The organism is Dellaglioa sp. CoH-57-MRSF-18 (assembly GCF_056781995.1).
Window position 1 is genome coordinate 1 of sequence record NZ_JBXAXX010000004.1, and the last position, 15,791, is coordinate 15,791.

Here is a 15,791-nt window from a genome sequence, read left to right on the forward strand (position 1 = left end):
ATACTGGGATAAAGCCATTTAGAAACATATTAAATTTTATATTATTTCATCCGTCAACTTGACAGGGCCTAGTACATTGTTGAAACTTTTTTTCATTATTTAATGTATCGAACTGCGGTACCATATGCGGCAACTGATTGCATATCTTGACCAATTGAACCGGAATCAAAACGCATCATAACAACTGCATCAGCACCCATGCTTACTGCATTGTCGCGTAAACGATCAATAGCAGTATCTCTTGATTCAGCCATCATTTCTGTGTAGGCCTTAATTTCGCCACCGACAATATTTTTAAGACTGGCACCAATGTTTTTGATAACATTTTTAGATTGTGTTGTAAGGCCAAAAACTTCCCCAATTACTTCATATTCTCTACCCGGAATACTTTCCGTTGTAACGACTAGAATTTTATCTGACATCTATAAAACCTCCCTTTATTAGTATCTTCATAGTAACATAGTTACTTTATAAGAGACTGCAGATTTGAACTGATTATTTTGTCTCTTGGAGGACTTTAATTGTTTTAACTTTAACATTAGTTGTAGGTTTATCACTTGAATTAACTGCAACTGCGGCAATTTTATCAACAACATCCATCCCTTTGATAACTTGACCAAAGACAGTATAAGTACCATCAAGTGAAGGTGTGCCACCATTTTTGTATGCATCAATAATTTTTGACGGTGTGCCATCTTTAATATCAGCACTGGTACTTACATCTTGGTTATTTTGAACAATGTAGAATTGACTACCAATTGAATCAGGTTCTGACGTTTGTGCCATCGCTAAAGCACCACGGATGTGGTAAAGGTTACTTGAAATTTCAGCACCGAATGTATGACCATAAATACTTTCGCCACCAGTACCATCCCCTTTAGGATCGCCACCTTGAATCATAAATTCGTTAATAACACGATGGAAGAGGGTATTATTATAGTACCCTTTTTTACTATGAGTAATAAAATTCTTCACAGCTTTTGGTGCATATTCCGGGAATAATTTGATTTTGATATTTCCCTTTGTTGTCTGAATATCTACGACAGCTTCTTTTTTTGTTACTTTTGAACTAAGTTGTGGTAGTTCAACGTTTGACGCTACACTTGATGAAGAAGTAGTAGTTTCCGTATCATTTGTTGTTTCTGCATTTTGATGGTAGAAGAAGAACCCAATTCCCCCAAGAATAATGATAATAATTACTGCAATTAAACCAATCATTTTTTTGTTTTTCATATTAACCCCAAACTTTCTTTATTTAATTACTCTAGTTTAACGTACGAGGTAGAAGTTATACAAGTCTTAACTTAAACATCCAGTTTAGCGCTTGTATATAGTCATTATGATTGTTATATTTAACATATATAAATGGGGATGACTCACGGTTAAATGAGGATTTAATACTTATATGAACGTTATCAATTGTGAACGATATAAAAATTTACATAGTTAGAGGATTACAATACAATTATCGAAATGGATTAGTCAGATTTTGTATTGTTAAGAAAAGTAGTAGGGGGTTACGTTTTGTTAGTTGGTAATAAATTGGGAAATTTAGATTTATACATAGAAAAAATAATAAATAATGTCATGGCAAGAGATGTGACTCGTGTCACAGAATCGGGGATGGCATAATGGTAAAACAAAATAAGAAAGATAAAGAAAGATGGCGTCATCGGCATCCGTGGATTTTTAGAGTTATTGCAATATTTGGTGTTTTATTTTTATTAGGAGTTACGACGATAAGTATTTATATTGCGACAGTTATTAAGTCCGTGCCAACAGTTACAAGTCAGGAATTAATATCTGATGCCAGTTCAAATATGTATGATAAAGATGGCCAGTTAATTTGGTCTTCAGCGCTGAATAAACGAGTTTATGTTAAGTCAAAAGACATTCCTGAAACATATAGTAATCTGTTATTAGCAACAGAAGATCAAACATTTTACAAAGACGCGGGATTTTCGCCCTCCGGCTTATTTAATGCGGGACTTTCTTCCATTAAATCAGCTGTAGGTAAAGGGTCAGCTCGAGGTGGATCAAGTATTGAGCAACAGTTAATTAAATTAACTGTTTTTTCAACGAGTAATAAAGATCGGACTGTAGACCGGAAAATAAAAGAATTTTTCTTAGCGCAACAGTTATACCATAATTATAGTAAGAAACAGATTTTAGAGTTTTATGTTAATAAAATGAGTCTAGGCGAAGGATCATATGGGGCACAGACCATTTCAGAAACGTATTTTGGTAAAACTTTAAAACAATTGAGTATTAGTCAACAGGCAATTATAGCTGGATTGGGCCAAGCCCCTTCTACCTATAATTTATATTCAAACCCTAAAGCCGTTCAAACACGCCGAAATATAATATTAAAAACAGGGCTTGAGAATAAGGTAATTACAAAGAAACAATATAAAATTGCTGTCGCAGAATCAGTGACAAAAGATTTACAGAAACGCCATTGGATGGAAAATTCTGTTACAAAAAAAATTCTTGAAAATAATGCTTATGTTACTTCTGCCTTAGAACAAGTTAGCGATAAAGGGTACGATTTAGCTAAAACTCCATTACAAATTACAACAGCGCTTGATTCAAAGCAAAATGCGACTGTTAAAAAATTAGCTGATAATAAAAAATATTATCAAAATTCAGCAGAACAATCTGCAATTACAATTACAGATCCTAAAACGGGGAATATTGTTGCTCAATATGGTGGACGTCATCAAAAAACTGCCTTCAGTTATAATCGGGCAATTTCTACGCAGCGTTCGTCAGGATCAGGAATTAAGCCACTATTAGATTATGGCCCTGCTATTGAATACTTTGGGTGGGCAACCACACATGCCTTAGATGGCACTTCATATACTTATCCGGGAACTAATCTTGTTGCTCAGAATTTTGATAAAGTGAGTTATAAATCAATAACGATGCAAAACGCATTACGAGTTTCGGCTAATACACCAGCAATTAGAACGTTAAATACTGTTGGGAGTGCGAAGGCTAGCCAATTTTTAGCACAAGTAGGGATGGCTCAAAATAATGCACCTGCGGGGTCGCAGGCTATTGGACTCGATGTTTCTACCGAACAAATGGCGACAGCATATGGCACCGTTTCAAATGGCGGAACCTATCATGCGGCTCGTTACGTCACAAGTCTAAAATTTTCAGATAATAGTGTTAAAAAATATGAGGTAAATAGTAAACGTGCTATGAAGGCCTCAACAGCATTTATGCTAACGTCAATGATGGAAGGCGTACCTAATGCCGGTGGGACAGCGCCTTCTGCAAGAATTGATAATGTTCATCAGGCAATGAAGACAGGGACCGTCGGTTATTCTGCTTCATCGGGATTTCCAGCGAATGCAAATATGGATGTCTGGATGAATGGGTTCACTAAATCAACTTCTATTTCGATGTGGTTAGGGTATGATGAACCAATGAAAAAAGGACATTATATTACTGATGCTGCATCTGCAATGACAAATGTTAATTTATATCGTGACCTAATGGTACATTTTTCAAAAGAAAAGAATGCTGATAATAGTGAGTGGACAAAACCATCAACTGTTATACAATTGTCAGGAACTGGTCTTGCAGCTCAATATGAACCTAACGATAAAGTAGTAACGTTAGGCGTTAAAGAGCCAGAAAAAATTGATGTAAAAAAAGCTAAAATATATAAAACGTATTTGTCTAAAAAGATTGCTGAGGACACGTTAAAAATAAAATTAGAGGATCCTTCATATCACAAGAAACCTGAAGCATATAAAATTGGTTCATGGGAGCAGTCAACTCAGAAAAAATTAAATAATGTTCAGAAAAAATTAGACAAGGCTAATGATGGCATTAAGGCGGCTAAAGAGACGTTAGAGGGTGAATAAAAATGGAACCGAGATCAAGAGGGACAAAGCAAACAGGAAAAAAAACTGTTAACCGAGAAAATAAAGCAGATTTTAAACCAGAACAAGCTAGTCATAAATCGATACGACAATTTTTAAAGTGGGCGTATCGTATTTTGTTGTTTATTGCGGTTAGCTTGAGTATTTGGAGCGTCTATACGGTTATCAATCGGTATCAAATTAGTCTTGATTGGTCCAAAAATGATAATTCAAAATTAACAATGGCAAATCAAACGCCAGACTCACTCTACGACTCTAATGTTAAGTCTAAAGAAGCAAAACAAAAGTTTAATGAAATTTATGCAGATAGTTACAACATTAAAACAGAGGAGTTAACGACTAAAGCAACTTCAAGTGAAATGAAAAAATTAGATGATACATTATCAAATATTTCTAAGAATTCACGTGCTGATTACCAGACAAAATATGATAATTTATTAAAAAAAGTGAAAGTGAATTCATTATACCAAGATGTATTTGTTAAGGATGATGAACAAACAGTTAAAGTAAATGTGACCCCTGGAACGATTCAAAAATTGAATAATGAACAATTTGGGTACATTAATCAGTTATTGATTAATTCTTCAAATAAAGATCAATTTGCCAATCGAATTTATACACTACAAAAAAATTTGGCAAAAGATGCAATAGCAATAAACGGTGTAATGTCCATTGCCATGAAGACAGCCACGTATGACCCTTTGTCAGGTAATGTAGAAATCTTGAAAAAAAGTACAAGTCAGCAAATAGATGACTATACGAATGCTGTCAGTAAATTACACTATTCATGGAATAATCTTGCCTTTTTAAATCAAATTGAAGAAGTGATAGCTAAAGATTTAGCCACACAGACAGAGCAGTATCAGGTATTTGATGATTATAAAAAAGATCTTTCAGATAAGAAACAAGCCGATAAAAAGTTGGTTTCACTTGAAGAAACTTTATCTCATGCATTAAAAAAACAGGCTGAAGATAAGAAACAAGCTGAAATTTATATAAAAGTTCCTAAATTTGGATCTCAATCGGAAGCGCAAAAGTGGGCCAACAAAAACCATATAGAAATTGTATTTGTACAGAAATGGTCTGGGAAAAACATGATATTATCGGAGCCGAGTGAAGGAAACTTACTTAAGCGAACAGATAAATTAAAGGTAATTATCCAACACCAAAGTTATAAGGGAACTTCAGCAAATAAAATTTACTCGGGAGCAAGTAAAAAGTCATCCAGCGCATCAAGCCAGGAGGCAAAGGCAAGTTCTGTAGAAGAATCAAGTTCAACGGATGAAACAAGCTCTAGTTTAGAAGCCGACGCGTCATCAGATACAGCCGTAAGCAGTTCAGAATCAAGTGCTATTAGTAGTAGTACAAGCCAGGTAAGCAGTTCATCAGCTACTAAAATACAGTAAAAGTAGTTACAATACATTAAAATTGATGGTATTAAAATATATTACGAAAAAAAACTAAAAATATTCATATTATTTAGTTATACTAATGGAATATAAGACCGCTCAAAGTAGCAGATAAGATTATGATTTTCATTAAATTGGAAATGAAAGAGGAATAATATGAAATTATTGATGGTAGAGGATAATAAGGCAGTTTCTGAAATGATGTCGATGTTTTTTCAAAAAGAAAAATGGGACGTTCAGTACGCTTATGATGGTAATGATGCTGTTGCTATGTTTAATGAAGATCCGGATAGTTGGGATATGATTACGCTTGATTTGAATTTGCCTGGTATGGATGGCATGCAAGTCAGTTCTACGATTCGAAAAGTTTCAGCTAATGTCCCCATTATTATTTTAACGGCACGCGATACCGAAAGTGATCAAGTTCTTGGATTAGAAATGGGCGCAGATGATTATGTAACAAAGCCTTTTAGCCCAATAACATTGATTGCTAGAATTAAGGCCCTTCACCGCCGGGCAGAAAAACCAAGTGTTGGAACTGACGATGAAACAGAAAATGAAAGTACTAGTTTTGATATTGTCACAACTCACTTTAAATTAAGTACAGCTCGTCGAGAAGCATACTTACAAGACGTTTTAATTCATGATTTAACACCAAAAGAATTTGATTTGTTGAAAACGTTGGCCAATAAACCAAAACAAGTCTTTTCAAGAGAAAAACTATTGGAATTAGTTTGGGATTATGAATTTTTTGGTGATGAACGAACAGTTGATGCACATATTAAAAAATTACGTCAAAAAATTGAAAAAGTGGGTCCACAAGTTATTCAAACGGTGTGGGGTGTCGGTTATAAATTTGATGACTCAGGAGCTGGTTACTAATGAAGCTACTTTATCAGCAAATGTTAGCATTCTTCGCGGTTATTATTACATTGGTCATTGTATTTGGCGCTTTATTTTTAAATTTCACGAGTGATATGGTCTATAAAAATACATGGACACAATTGGAAGGTTACTCGGATAGTTTAATGTCAGAATCAATGGTTTTAAAAACAACCGATTCAAAAACGCAATTTAATTTAAACTTAAATAATTTAAGAAATGCAGAATTAATTTTAAAAACGCAAAATGTTCGATTTACTATTTATACTAAAAAATCTAAAATTATCTATCCTGATAATGCGGTACAGGACAATATTACAAGTGAGCAGTGGAAAAAATTGGAAAATGGTGAAGTTGTTCACCGTACACCGCATATTAATAGACAATTAAAAACAGATATGAAAGCAATTAATATGACCGATATTTTGAAACCTTATTTTTATAATGGTAAATTATATGCGGTTATATCGGTTGGAGCCAATGTTTCTAATATTCAATCCAATATGAGTCAAATGACTCAGAATTTGGTTATTGCGTTTATTGTCTCTGTTATCGCTGGAATTATTTTGAGTTATCTTTTAGCGAGATACTCTGTTTCTAGAATTAATCGATTGAGACGTGCAACTCGAATGGTTGCTGATGGTAATTTTGATGTGCATATCGAAAGTAGACATCGAGATGAAATAGATGATTTGGCACAAGATTTTGATGGCATGGTTTCTTCATTGAAAGAATCAGAGAAAGAAATAAAACGTCAAGAAGAACGTCGTAGACAATTTATGGCTGACGCTGCACACGAAATGCGTACACCGTTGACAACTATTAACGGACTACTTGAAGGGCTAGCATACGATGCAATTCCAGAAGAGAGCAAAGGGAAGAGCATTGAACTAATGCAAAGTGAAACTAAGCGATTAATCCGATTAGTCAATGAAAATTTAGACTATGAAAAAATTAGGACAAATCAAATTACGCTAGCACCAAGTAATTTTGATGCGGTTATTGTTTTGAATAACATCGTTGAACAACTAACAAAAAAAGCAATAGAAGCCGACGATAAGATTGAATTAAGTGTTCCTAAAAACTTAATGGTTTTTGCGGATTACGATCGATTTGTGCAAGTTATTTTTAACATTACGCAAAACGCCATTCAATTCACTCAATCAGGAACGATTCATATTTCAGCTGAACGTGGTTACCATGAAAGTATCTTTAGGATTACTGATACAGGTATTGGCATGACAAAAGACCAGCTAGAAAATATTTGGGAACGTTACTACAAGGCAGATCCATCTCGTAAGAGTACTAAGTACGGAGAATCAGGATTGGGATTATCAATTGTTCATCAATTAATGCAACTTCATAACGGAAAAGTTGAAGTGATGAGTACTGAAGGAAAAGGGACAACGTTTACATTGACGTTTCCAAATCAAGAAAATGAATAAATAGTTAAAAAATTATTAAAGAATGATTTCTATATACAAATAGAAATCGTTCTTTTTTGTGATATAGATGTAATTCTGTTACACTAAAAAGCGGTTAATAAGATTATTAACTAAGTTTAATATTACAAAATTGTTAGGTTAGTATGACATAGATGAATGCTAAACGGGGGAAAAAAAGTGTATACTATATTCATTCTAAGGGGGATGTGATAAATATGAGCCAAAAATGGCATGATTTAAAAGAAAATGAAGTTTTTATGTTTATCGTTCGAACTGCCTTTTATTTTATTGTATTGGCGATGCTAGTTTACCTGTATTCATTTAAAGGTATAAGTAATGGTACGTTTATCTATAATGAATTTTAAAGGAGAGCAAAGACATGATAAAAAATGTAATTAATCAAATTGATATGATCGCAATGTCCGATCCCAATCGCATTGTTTACAATGATTTGGGTGAGACAAATACTTATCAACAGTTAAAAGAAAAATCTGATGCATTAGCATTGCATTTGATTGAATTAAATTTAGATAATAAACGTCCAATTATGATATATGGAAATCAAAAATTTAATATGCTAGTGGCTTTTTTAGGAAGCGTTAAAGCAGGGCACGCATATATTCCAATTGATTCGCACTCACCAGCTGAGCGTTTAGAGTCAATTCAAGAAGTTGCGAAACCAGTCGCTTGTATAGCTGTAGCAGAATTACCTGAAGTTAAACTCGATGTACCTGTAATTTTATCAACTGAATTAACAGAAATTATTGAGAATAATCAAGGGGTAGAAGTTCCTGATCCTAGTTTCCAAGTAACTGGTAAAGATAACTTCTATATTATCTTTACATCTGGTACGACTGGACAGCCAAAAGGGGTTCAAATTAGTCATGATAACTTGATAAGTTACGTGAACTGGATGATAGAAGATTTCTCTCTACCAGAACATCCCAATAGTCTATCTCAGGCACCATACTCATTTGATTTATCAGTAATGGACTTGTATCCTACATTAACTATGGGTGGTAAGTTATCTGTTTTACCTCAAGAAGTGACGGATAATTTCAAAGTTCTTTTCCAAACGTTACCTACTCTGGACTTACAAGTTTGGGTTTCAACACCATCATTTATTGATATTTGTTTATTAGAACCAACGTTTGATGATAAACATTTACCAGATCTTAGTCGATTCTTATTTTGTGGTGAAGAATTAACTCACAAAACAGCTGCAGCATTGAAGCAAAGATTCCCAATGGCTAAGATATTTAATACGTATGGTCCTACGGAAGCAACAGTTGCGGTTTCGAGTGTTGAGATTACTGATGCTATTTTAGAACAATACCCACGATTACCAATTGGTTATGCCAAATCAGATACAAAGATGGTTGTAGTTAATCCAGAAAATGAACTAGTACCAAATGGTGATGAAGGTGAATTAATTATTGCTGGACCTAGTGTCTCAAAAGGTTATCTTAACAATCCTGAAAAAACGGCCAGTGCTTTTTTTGAAATGGATGGCGTAGCTGCCTATCGAACTGGTGATGCAGCAATCATAAATTCTGAAGGGATGTTGTTATATCGTGGACGAATTGATTTCCAGGTTAAACTACATGGTTACCGAATTGAATTAGAAGAAGTTGACCATCATGTGTCATCGCATCCATTTGTAAAACAAGCAATCACTATTCCAAAATATAATAAGGATCATAAAGTGGTTCAATTAATTGCGTATGTTGTTCAAAATGATAATCCAGTTGAACGAGACTCAGAATTAACAGTTGAAATTAAAAAATACTTGTTAGATACAATGATGTCATATATGATTCCACAGAAGTTTGTTTATGTTGATGTTTTACCATTAACGCAAAATGGTAAAATTGATCGGAAAACACTAATAAATGAGGTGAATGCTTAATGGTATCATTCCAACCTTATGTCAATCCGATGTACTTTCTATATCTTATTGTTGTTTTAATTCCAATTATTGTTGGTTTGCTTAATGGTAAAAGATTTAGATTGTATGAAACGTTAATTTCATTACTCTTTATTTTCTTAATATTTGGCGGTCCAAAACTTCACGAAGGCTTTAATTTACTTATTTATATAATTTTTGAAGTCTTACTTATCGGTTTATACATGAATTATCGTAGTAAGTATAATCAAACGTGGGTTTTTATTATGGCTGTCCTTTTAGCGATAGCACCATTATCCATCGTAAAAATAACACCAGCCATTAATAATGGTATACCATCAATTATTGGCTTTTTAGGAATTAGTTATTTAACGTTTAAAGCGGTTCAAATGATTATGGAATCGCGAGATGGTAGTATTAAGAAATTTGATTTGATGCTAACCTTACAATTTTTATTGTTTTTCCCAACTATCTCATCGGGACCAATCGATCGTTACAGACGGTTTGTTAAAGATTATCAAAATGTCCCAAGTCGAGAAAAATATTTAGAAATGTTACAAAAGGGTGTATTTTACATTTTCTTAGGTTTCTTATATAAATTTTTACTAGCATACCTATTTGGTACGATGCTGTTACCTCACGTCGCACGTATTGCATTACTAGACGGTGGTATATCGTGGGCCTTAGTTGGTTACATGTACACGTACAGTATGGATTTATTTTTTGATTTTGCTGGTTATAGTTTATTCGCAGTTGGTATCAGTTACTTTATGGGAATTGAAACACCTCCTAACTTTAATAGACCTTTCATCGCACACAATATTAAAGACTTTTGGAATCGTTGGCACATGACACTTTCATTCTGGTTCCGTGATTTTGTTTATATGAGATTAGTCTTTTTTATGATGAAACATAAATTAATTAAAAGTCGAATAACAACAGCTATTGTTGGTTATTTTGGATTATTCTTACTCATGGGATTTTGGCACGGGGTTACTTGGTATTACATTGCCTATGGCCTATTCCATGCGATAGCTATCGTCATTAATGATGCATGGCTCAGATTTAAAAAGAAACATAAAACCAGTATTCCAAGTAATAAATTTACAGAAATTTTTGCAATCTTTATTACGTTTAACATCGTTTGCTTAAGTTTCTTAATCTTTTCAGGATTTTTGGACAAACTATATTTTTCATAAAATAGATAATTAGAGGAGAATTGATATGAACACAAAAGATAAAGTTTTAGATATATTAGAAGAGACAACAGGTAGCGCAGAAGTTAGAAATAATTTAGATTTAAATGTTTTTGATGAAGGCCTATTAGATTCAATGGGTTCAATTCAATTAATCTTAGAATTACAAAATGAATTAGGTGTTGATATTCCAATTTCAGAGTTTGAACGTTCTGAGTGGGCAACACCAAATTTAATTATTGCAAAAGTAGAAAGCTTGATCTAAATGGGATTGAAAAAGAAGTTATTCATGATCATTGGGCCTGTTGTTTTGGCTGTTGCATTACTATTAGCCATACTACTTGCACCAGTCAATTATAATTTCAGTTCTGCAAAAACTGAAGAAAAAGCAGCAGTATCGCAATCTACTTTAATTTTAAAGGGCTCTGCTATTCGTCAAAAGGCATTAGATGATGGTTATGTGGCATTTATCGGTTCATCCGAATTTTCACGGATGGATTCGATGCATCCTTCAGTTTTAGCGAAAAAATATAATCGTTCATATCGTCCATTTTTAATGGGAACTGGTGGGACACAATCGCTTAATCATTATTTTTATTTACAAGGTATCAAAAATCAATTAAGAAATAAAAAAGCAGTTATGGTGGTATCACCACAATGGTTTGTTCCTAATGGTGTAAGAAAGCAGGTATTTAATAATTTTTATTCACCATTACAAACAACAGAGTGGTTACTATCTGCAAATGCTAACAGCCTGTCAGATCGTTATGCTGCCAACAGATTTATTACTTTAATGTCTGGTGAAGGAAATGAATCTGTACTGAATGCAATGCATAAAATTGCTGAAGGACAGTCGTTATCTGAAGCGGATGCTACGATGCTTCGCTTGAAATTAACGATTTTGAATCATGAAGATCAATTATTCTCAGGTTTTCCGATGGCCGATCGAACACAGACTATCGACAAACAAACTAAGAACCTTCCAGCAAAATATGATTTAAATAAATTAAATATTCTTGCCGGTAAATATGGTGCTAAATGGACAACCAATAATGATTTTGCAATCAAAAATAGTTATTGGGATAAAAATAAGCTTAACAAAAAAATTGGTAAGCTTGCAGGTACACAGACTAAATTAAATTATGATCATTCTGTTGAATTTTCAGATTTCCAATTAATTTTAAATCAGTTTGCTAAAGAACATACTGACGTCTTGTTTATTATTCCACCTGTAAACCAACGTTGGGCAAGTTATACTGGACTATCGTCGAAGATGCTAGCTAACTTTGATGGTAAGGTTACAAAGCAATTGAAATCCCAAGGATTTAATAAAATTGCTGATTTCAGTAAAGATGGTAATGAAGAATACTTCATGGAAGATACGATTCATTTAGGTTGGAAAGGTTGGGTTGCGGTTGATAGTTATGTGAACCCATTCCTGACTCAAAAACAAGTTAAACCTAAATATCATTTAAATAATTATTATTACTCAGAAGATTGGCAACAAGAATAAAAAATAATTGGAATAAACCCTTATTGCATATGCAATGAGGGTTTATTCTATTATAGGAGATTCTGCAAAGGGAATGATTTGCGGTTGAGTAAGTAACTCTGTCTGTTTAGTTGTGATAATAATGCTTAAATCTAATTGGCAGGTTAATTCTGTGACTAAATCAATGAAGAATCTTGTTTCTATTATTGAAAATTCATCAATTAAGCCTGATAAAATGATCACCGAATAATCGTTTAAGATAGCTCTAAAAATTAAAATAAGTGTTTCATCAAAGTGACTTAAATCAGTCGTTTTTTTGTTGATAAAATTCGGTGAATAGTGGTGAAAATATTGTCCATAAATTAATTTTGAAATAGTTTTATATGTTTTTTTGTGCTGTTTCTTAGATGTTAAACCCATATTTTGTGTGATAGTTAGATAAGGAACTATTAAGCTTAGTTCTTCAATTGTGATTAAAGTAACTAAATTTGAATTAATAAAGTCTTGATTTTCAAGTTGATTTACGAATTCAAATGATTTATCTAAAATGATTGAAACCGAATGGGTAGGGAATAATGAGGTTAATGATTGAGTTGTATTAGTGTATTTTTTTAGTTGCATTGTGATGCCTCCTATAATTTAATGAGATGAGTTACGGGTAGAGAATAAGACAGATAGGAATGAAATAAGGCTAATAGTTATACCGCCAGCAAATAGATATGCAGAATTAATGAATGATTCTTGCGAGATTAATGTACTAAATTGTACGTTTGTAGAGGAAATTAAAAAATTCCCATTAAAATTGGTTAATTTATGTGACAGTAATTCTAATAACTCAGAGGATATTTCTGAGGGAGAAAGTTGCATAGCTAATGAATGGGTTAGCCAATAAATATTTAGTTCTCTCAGCAATGAAGTATAGTTATTTTTAAAGAAGAAAATTAAAATTATCACTAAAATTAATGCTGCTATAAAGATAATAAGGACTTCAAGAGCGAATGCAAATGCGACTTTAGGCTGACTTTCGCCGATATTGTGTAAACTAAGATATTCGTTGATACGCTTGTTGATGATTTTTTTATAAACAACAATACTGATAGTAATACCCGCTATCAATAACCCAATAATAATAGGGTAGATTAGGCTGACTTGTTGTTTATGAATATCTGTTAAGACACTAAGTAAATTAGAACTAGATGTACTATTAACATTAATATGAGCAAGCATTTTTTTAAAACTTTTAAATGATTCAAATGAAATTTGATTAAATAATAAGTTTGAGAGACCGATTAGTATTGTGAAAAAAAATATGATAAATAACCCAACTGTTTGTTTCTTATGATAAAAAATACTAGATAATGATTGTAGAATTAAAGACATAATGACACCTCTTCGATTAATCTATATGACTAATTTTAAATAATAGTTATGAACATTATGTGAAGTTGTTTAGAATAAAAAAATAAACGTTACCGAAATTTATTTTTCGGTAGCGTTTATTTTGAACTGGTACTTGAACTTGAACTTGTAACAGTTTTTGAAGAAGAACTTGCAGTTGGTGCCTTTAATTCAGGAGCATCTGTTTGATATAAGGTTGTTGTCGACTTATTGCCATGTTTTGAATAGAGGCTTGTCGAATTGTTTTTAAGCGTTTCTTGTAATTTTAGTAATTTACTATATTGATTCTTATAGTTATAGTCACTTGGTTGCGTTGGCTTAAAATTCTTTGGTGTATAGTAACGTAATAAGTTTTGATTATTGACTGTATCCGATAAATTTAGTTCGGTACTGACTTTTGTCTGATCTTTCTTTATTGTTTCCTTAACAATTTTAGAAGGGTGCGTAACTTCTTTACCTGTTACATTATCATAAATTGTAGAATCTAAAACAGTATAATTAGGTGTAATGAAGTTTTCATTTCTAAACGCAACTGTCTGATCGTGATTCTTAGAAAATAAATCTGTCCCAAATTGAACATATGATGACGAATCTAGGCCTAATAAGTGAAGAAGGGTAGGTAAGACATCAACTTCACCACCATATTGATTTTGGATGCCACCATTTTTACTTCCAGGAATATTAATCATAAATGGAACACGTTGTAATTGTGTATTATCAAATGAGCTCCATGTTTCGGATGATTTACCAAGAAGTTTAGCAAGCTTCACATTTCTTGAATTTGAAATACCGTAATGGTCACCATAGAGGACAACCATTGTATTATTAGATAATCCAGATTTTTTTAAGTATGTGAAAAATTCTTTAACTGATTCGTCTAAATAATGAGCCGTTTGGAAGTAATTATTAACAGACGTATCACCTGTATCTGGAACTTCAAAGTCTTTATTTTTTGAATCAATATCAAATGGGAAATGATTTGACACGGTAATGAATTTTGCATAAAAAGGTTGCTGTAATTTTTCTAAATATTTAACTGAATCATTGAATAATAACTTATCTTTTAGACCGTATTCTAGAGTGTTATTTGCAGACGTATCATAATAACTTGAATCAAAGAAGTATTGGTATCCCATACTTTTATAAACGGAATCTCTGTTCCAAAATGATCCAATATTACCGTGGAAAACAGCACTAGAATAACCAGCGGTTTGATTTAAGATAGCGGGAGCTGCTTCAAATGTATTTTCGGATCCAAGAGATGTGAAAACAGATCCTTGAGGTAATCCATAGATACTTGTTTCTAAGAGATTCTCAGCATCAGATGTTTTACCTTGTCCGACTTGATTGAAAAAATTAGGAAAACTATAAGTTTCTTTACCATTGTATAGAGAATTTAAGAAGGGTGTGACTTCTTTTCCATTCACCTTAAAGTTAATTAAAAATTGTTGAAAACTTTCTAAATGGAGCACAATAACATTTTTACCTTTTGCGATACCATACATATTTGGATTAGGTGCTGCATAATGTGACTTTGTAAAATCAAGGACATCATTTAAATCAGAACTTTCAGCAGTATCGCGAACCCGATTGTTTTTAACTGTTTTGAAACTGTCGTAGACGGTATATGAATCAATTCCTAAGTATTTAACAATATAATTACGATCAAACGTTCTCGTAATTAATTGTGGTCGGTCAATTTCGCCTAATGTTAAACTTGCCAATGTTAGCATTATTGAGAATGATGTAATTGCAAACGCGTTAAGTTTACTGAATGGTCGAGTGTTAAATTTTAAATAGCGAGTTAAGAATAAGCAAATAATAAGCACTAAGTCAATGACGTAAAAAATATCGTGTGGTTTCATTAAAGCAAAAGAGCTGCCACTAATACCTTCAGAAACTTTAGAATAACCTAACATTGTATTAATTGTCATAAAATCAGTAAATTCTCGATAATAAATAACATTAAAAAATAGTAATGCTGAGTTCGCAATGTAAATTAAAAACATAGTCAAATATGAAATAACTGGTTTTTTAATGTATAATGCAAGTCCGAGTAGTAGCATGGTTGTGCCAAGTGGATTTAACAAAAGGACAAAGTATTGATAAATTCCTGAAACACCAAGGTTAAAATCAATAAGATATGCAGTAATTGTTTTTAACCAGA

General features: G+C 32.7%; 14 protein-coding genes. 9 read left to right on the forward strand and 5 right to left on the reverse strand.

Translation table 11 applies throughout. The annotated features are described in order from the left end of the window. Positions 1 to 95: 95 nt before the first annotated feature. Together AC1RPG_RS05170 and AC1RPG_RS05175 are read right to left on the reverse strand one after the other, a co-directional pair. Positions 96 to 422 (reverse strand): heavy metal-binding domain-containing protein, encoded by a 327-nt coding sequence (locus AC1RPG_RS05170; RefSeq protein ID WP_409022267.1) that lies wholly within the window; start codon positions 420 to 422, stop codon positions 96 to 98. 73 nt (positions 423 to 495) lie between these two features. Then, positions 496 to 1,233: a peptidylprolyl isomerase gene (locus AC1RPG_RS05175; protein WP_481761937.1), complete on the reverse strand. Its 738-nt coding sequence runs from the start codon at positions 1,231 to 1,233 to the stop codon at positions 496 to 498. A gap of 398 nt (positions 1,234 to 1,631) precedes the next feature. Here AC1RPG_RS05175 and AC1RPG_RS05180 point away from each other — a divergent pair, with 398 nt between their 5' ends. The 9 genes from AC1RPG_RS05180 (at position 1,632) to dltD (ending at position 12,247) form a co-directional block, all read left to right on the forward strand. Then, positions 1,632 to 3,878, forward strand: a complete 2,247-nt coding sequence (locus AC1RPG_RS05180) for a transglycosylase domain-containing protein (RefSeq protein ID WP_481761936.1) — start codon at positions 1,632 to 1,634, stop codon at positions 3,876 to 3,878. A gap of 2 nt (positions 3,879 to 3,880) precedes the next feature. Then, entirely contained in the window at positions 3,881 to 5,302 is a 1,422-nt protein-coding gene (locus AC1RPG_RS05185) for a hypothetical protein (RefSeq protein ID WP_481761935.1), read from the forward strand. 159 nt (positions 5,303 to 5,461) lie between these two features. Then, on the forward strand, positions 5,462 to 6,187 hold the full coding sequence (locus tag AC1RPG_RS05190; RefSeq protein ID WP_481761934.1) for a response regulator transcription factor: 726 nt from the start codon (positions 5,462 to 5,464) through the stop codon (positions 6,185 to 6,187). Then, positions 6,187 to 7,632 (forward strand): sensor histidine kinase, encoded by a 1,446-nt coding sequence (locus tag AC1RPG_RS05195; RefSeq protein WP_481761933.1) that lies wholly within the window; start codon positions 6,187 to 6,189, stop codon positions 7,630 to 7,632. The genes AC1RPG_RS05190 and AC1RPG_RS05195 overlap by 1 nt, the downstream gene beginning before the upstream one ends. Positions 7,633 to 7,847: 215 nt before the next feature. Then, on the forward strand, positions 7,848 to 7,997 hold the full coding sequence (locus tag AC1RPG_RS05200) for a teichoic acid D-Ala incorporation-associated protein DltX (RefSeq protein WP_409022273.1): 150 nt from the start codon (positions 7,848 to 7,850) through the stop codon (positions 7,995 to 7,997). 14 nt (positions 7,998 to 8,011) lie between these two features. Further along, positions 8,012 to 9,541 carry a D-alanine--poly(phosphoribitol) ligase subunit DltA gene (gene dltA, locus AC1RPG_RS05205; RefSeq protein WP_481761931.1) on the forward strand — a complete coding sequence of 510 codons (1,530 nt, stop codon included), beginning with the start codon at positions 8,012 to 8,014 and terminating at the stop codon, positions 9,539 to 9,541. Further along, complete coding sequence (gene dltB / locus AC1RPG_RS05210; RefSeq protein WP_481761930.1) at positions 9,541 to 10,737, forward strand: D-alanyl-lipoteichoic acid biosynthesis protein DltB; 1,197 nt, start codon at positions 9,541 to 9,543, stop codon at positions 10,735 to 10,737. The genes dltA and dltB overlap by 1 nt, the downstream gene beginning before the upstream one ends. 25 nt (positions 10,738 to 10,762) lie before the next feature. Further along, positions 10,763 to 10,999: a D-alanine--poly(phosphoribitol) ligase subunit DltC gene (gene dltC, locus AC1RPG_RS05215; RefSeq protein ID WP_481761929.1), complete on the forward strand. Its 237-nt coding sequence runs from the start codon at positions 10,763 to 10,765 to the stop codon at positions 10,997 to 10,999. Next, positions 11,000 to 12,247 (forward strand): D-alanyl-lipoteichoic acid biosynthesis protein DltD, encoded by a 1,248-nt coding sequence (gene dltD / locus AC1RPG_RS05220; RefSeq protein ID WP_481762190.1) that lies wholly within the window; start codon positions 11,000 to 11,002, stop codon positions 12,245 to 12,247. Positions 12,248 to 12,289: 42 nt separating this feature from the next. On the opposite strand, the gene AC1RPG_RS05225 is transcribed toward dltD, so the two are convergent. The 3 genes from AC1RPG_RS05225 to AC1RPG_RS05235 all read right to left on the reverse strand — a co-directional run bounded on the left by AC1RPG_RS05225 (position 12,290) and on the right by AC1RPG_RS05235 (position 15,633). Beyond that, complete coding sequence (locus AC1RPG_RS05225; RefSeq protein WP_481761927.1) at positions 12,290 to 12,847, reverse strand: hypothetical protein; 558 nt, start codon at positions 12,845 to 12,847, stop codon at positions 12,290 to 12,292. A gap of 18 nt (positions 12,848 to 12,865) precedes the next feature. Further along, positions 12,866 to 13,606, reverse strand: a complete 741-nt coding sequence (locus tag AC1RPG_RS05230; RefSeq protein ID WP_481761926.1) for a hypothetical protein — start codon at positions 13,604 to 13,606, stop codon at positions 12,866 to 12,868. A gap of 116 nt (positions 13,607 to 13,722) precedes the next feature. Beyond that, positions 13,723 to 15,633, reverse strand: a complete 1,911-nt coding sequence (locus tag AC1RPG_RS05235) for an LTA synthase family protein (protein WP_481761938.1) — start codon at positions 15,631 to 15,633, stop codon at positions 13,723 to 13,725. Between the last annotated feature and the right edge of the window lie 158 nt (positions 15,634 to 15,791).

Bases quoted from the DNA above. Each gene is read 5' to 3' on its own strand.
- AC1RPG_RS05225 (WP_481761927.1), bottom strand. From the start codon at position 12,847: ATGCAACTAAAAAAATACACTAATACAACTCAATCATTAACCTCATTA.
- AC1RPG_RS05200 (WP_409022273.1), top strand. From the start codon at position 7,848: ATGAGCCAAAAATGGCATGATTTAAAAGAAAATGAAGTTTTTATGTTT.
- AC1RPG_RS05175 (WP_481761937.1), bottom strand. From the start codon at position 1,233: ATGAAAAACAAAAAAATGATTGGTTTAATTGCAGTAATTATTATCATT.
- AC1RPG_RS05185 (WP_481761935.1), top strand. From the start codon at position 3,881: ATGGAACCGAGATCAAGAGGGACAAAGCAAACAGGAAAAAAAACTGTT.
- AC1RPG_RS05195 (WP_481761933.1), top strand. From the start codon at position 6,187: ATGAAGCTACTTTATCAGCAAATGTTAGCATTCTTCGCGGTTATTATT.
- AC1RPG_RS05190 (WP_481761934.1), top strand. From the start codon at position 5,462: ATGAAATTATTGATGGTAGAGGATAATAAGGCAGTTTCTGAAATGATG.
- AC1RPG_RS05170 (WP_409022267.1), bottom strand. From the start codon at position 422: ATGTCAGATAAAATTCTAGTCGTTACAACGGAAAGTATTCCGGGTAGA.
- AC1RPG_RS05180 (WP_481761936.1), top strand. From the start codon at position 1,632: ATGGTAAAACAAAATAAGAAAGATAAAGAAAGATGGCGTCATCGGCAT.
- dltD (WP_481762190.1), top strand. From the start codon at position 11,000: ATGGGATTGAAAAAGAAGTTATTCATGATCATTGGGCCTGTTGTTTTG.
- AC1RPG_RS05230 (WP_481761926.1), bottom strand. From the start codon at position 13,606: ATGTCTTTAATTCTACAATCATTATCTAGTATTTTTTATCATAAGAAA.
- dltB (WP_481761930.1), top strand. From the start codon at position 9,541: ATGGTATCATTCCAACCTTATGTCAATCCGATGTACTTTCTATATCTT.
- dltC (WP_481761929.1), top strand. From the start codon at position 10,763: ATGAACACAAAAGATAAAGTTTTAGATATATTAGAAGAGACAACAGGT.
- dltA (WP_481761931.1), top strand. From the start codon at position 8,012: ATGATAAAAAATGTAATTAATCAAATTGATATGATCGCAATGTCCGAT.
- AC1RPG_RS05235 (WP_481761938.1), bottom strand. From the start codon at position 15,633: ATGTTTTTAATTTACATTGCGAACTCAGCATTACTATTTTTTAATGTT.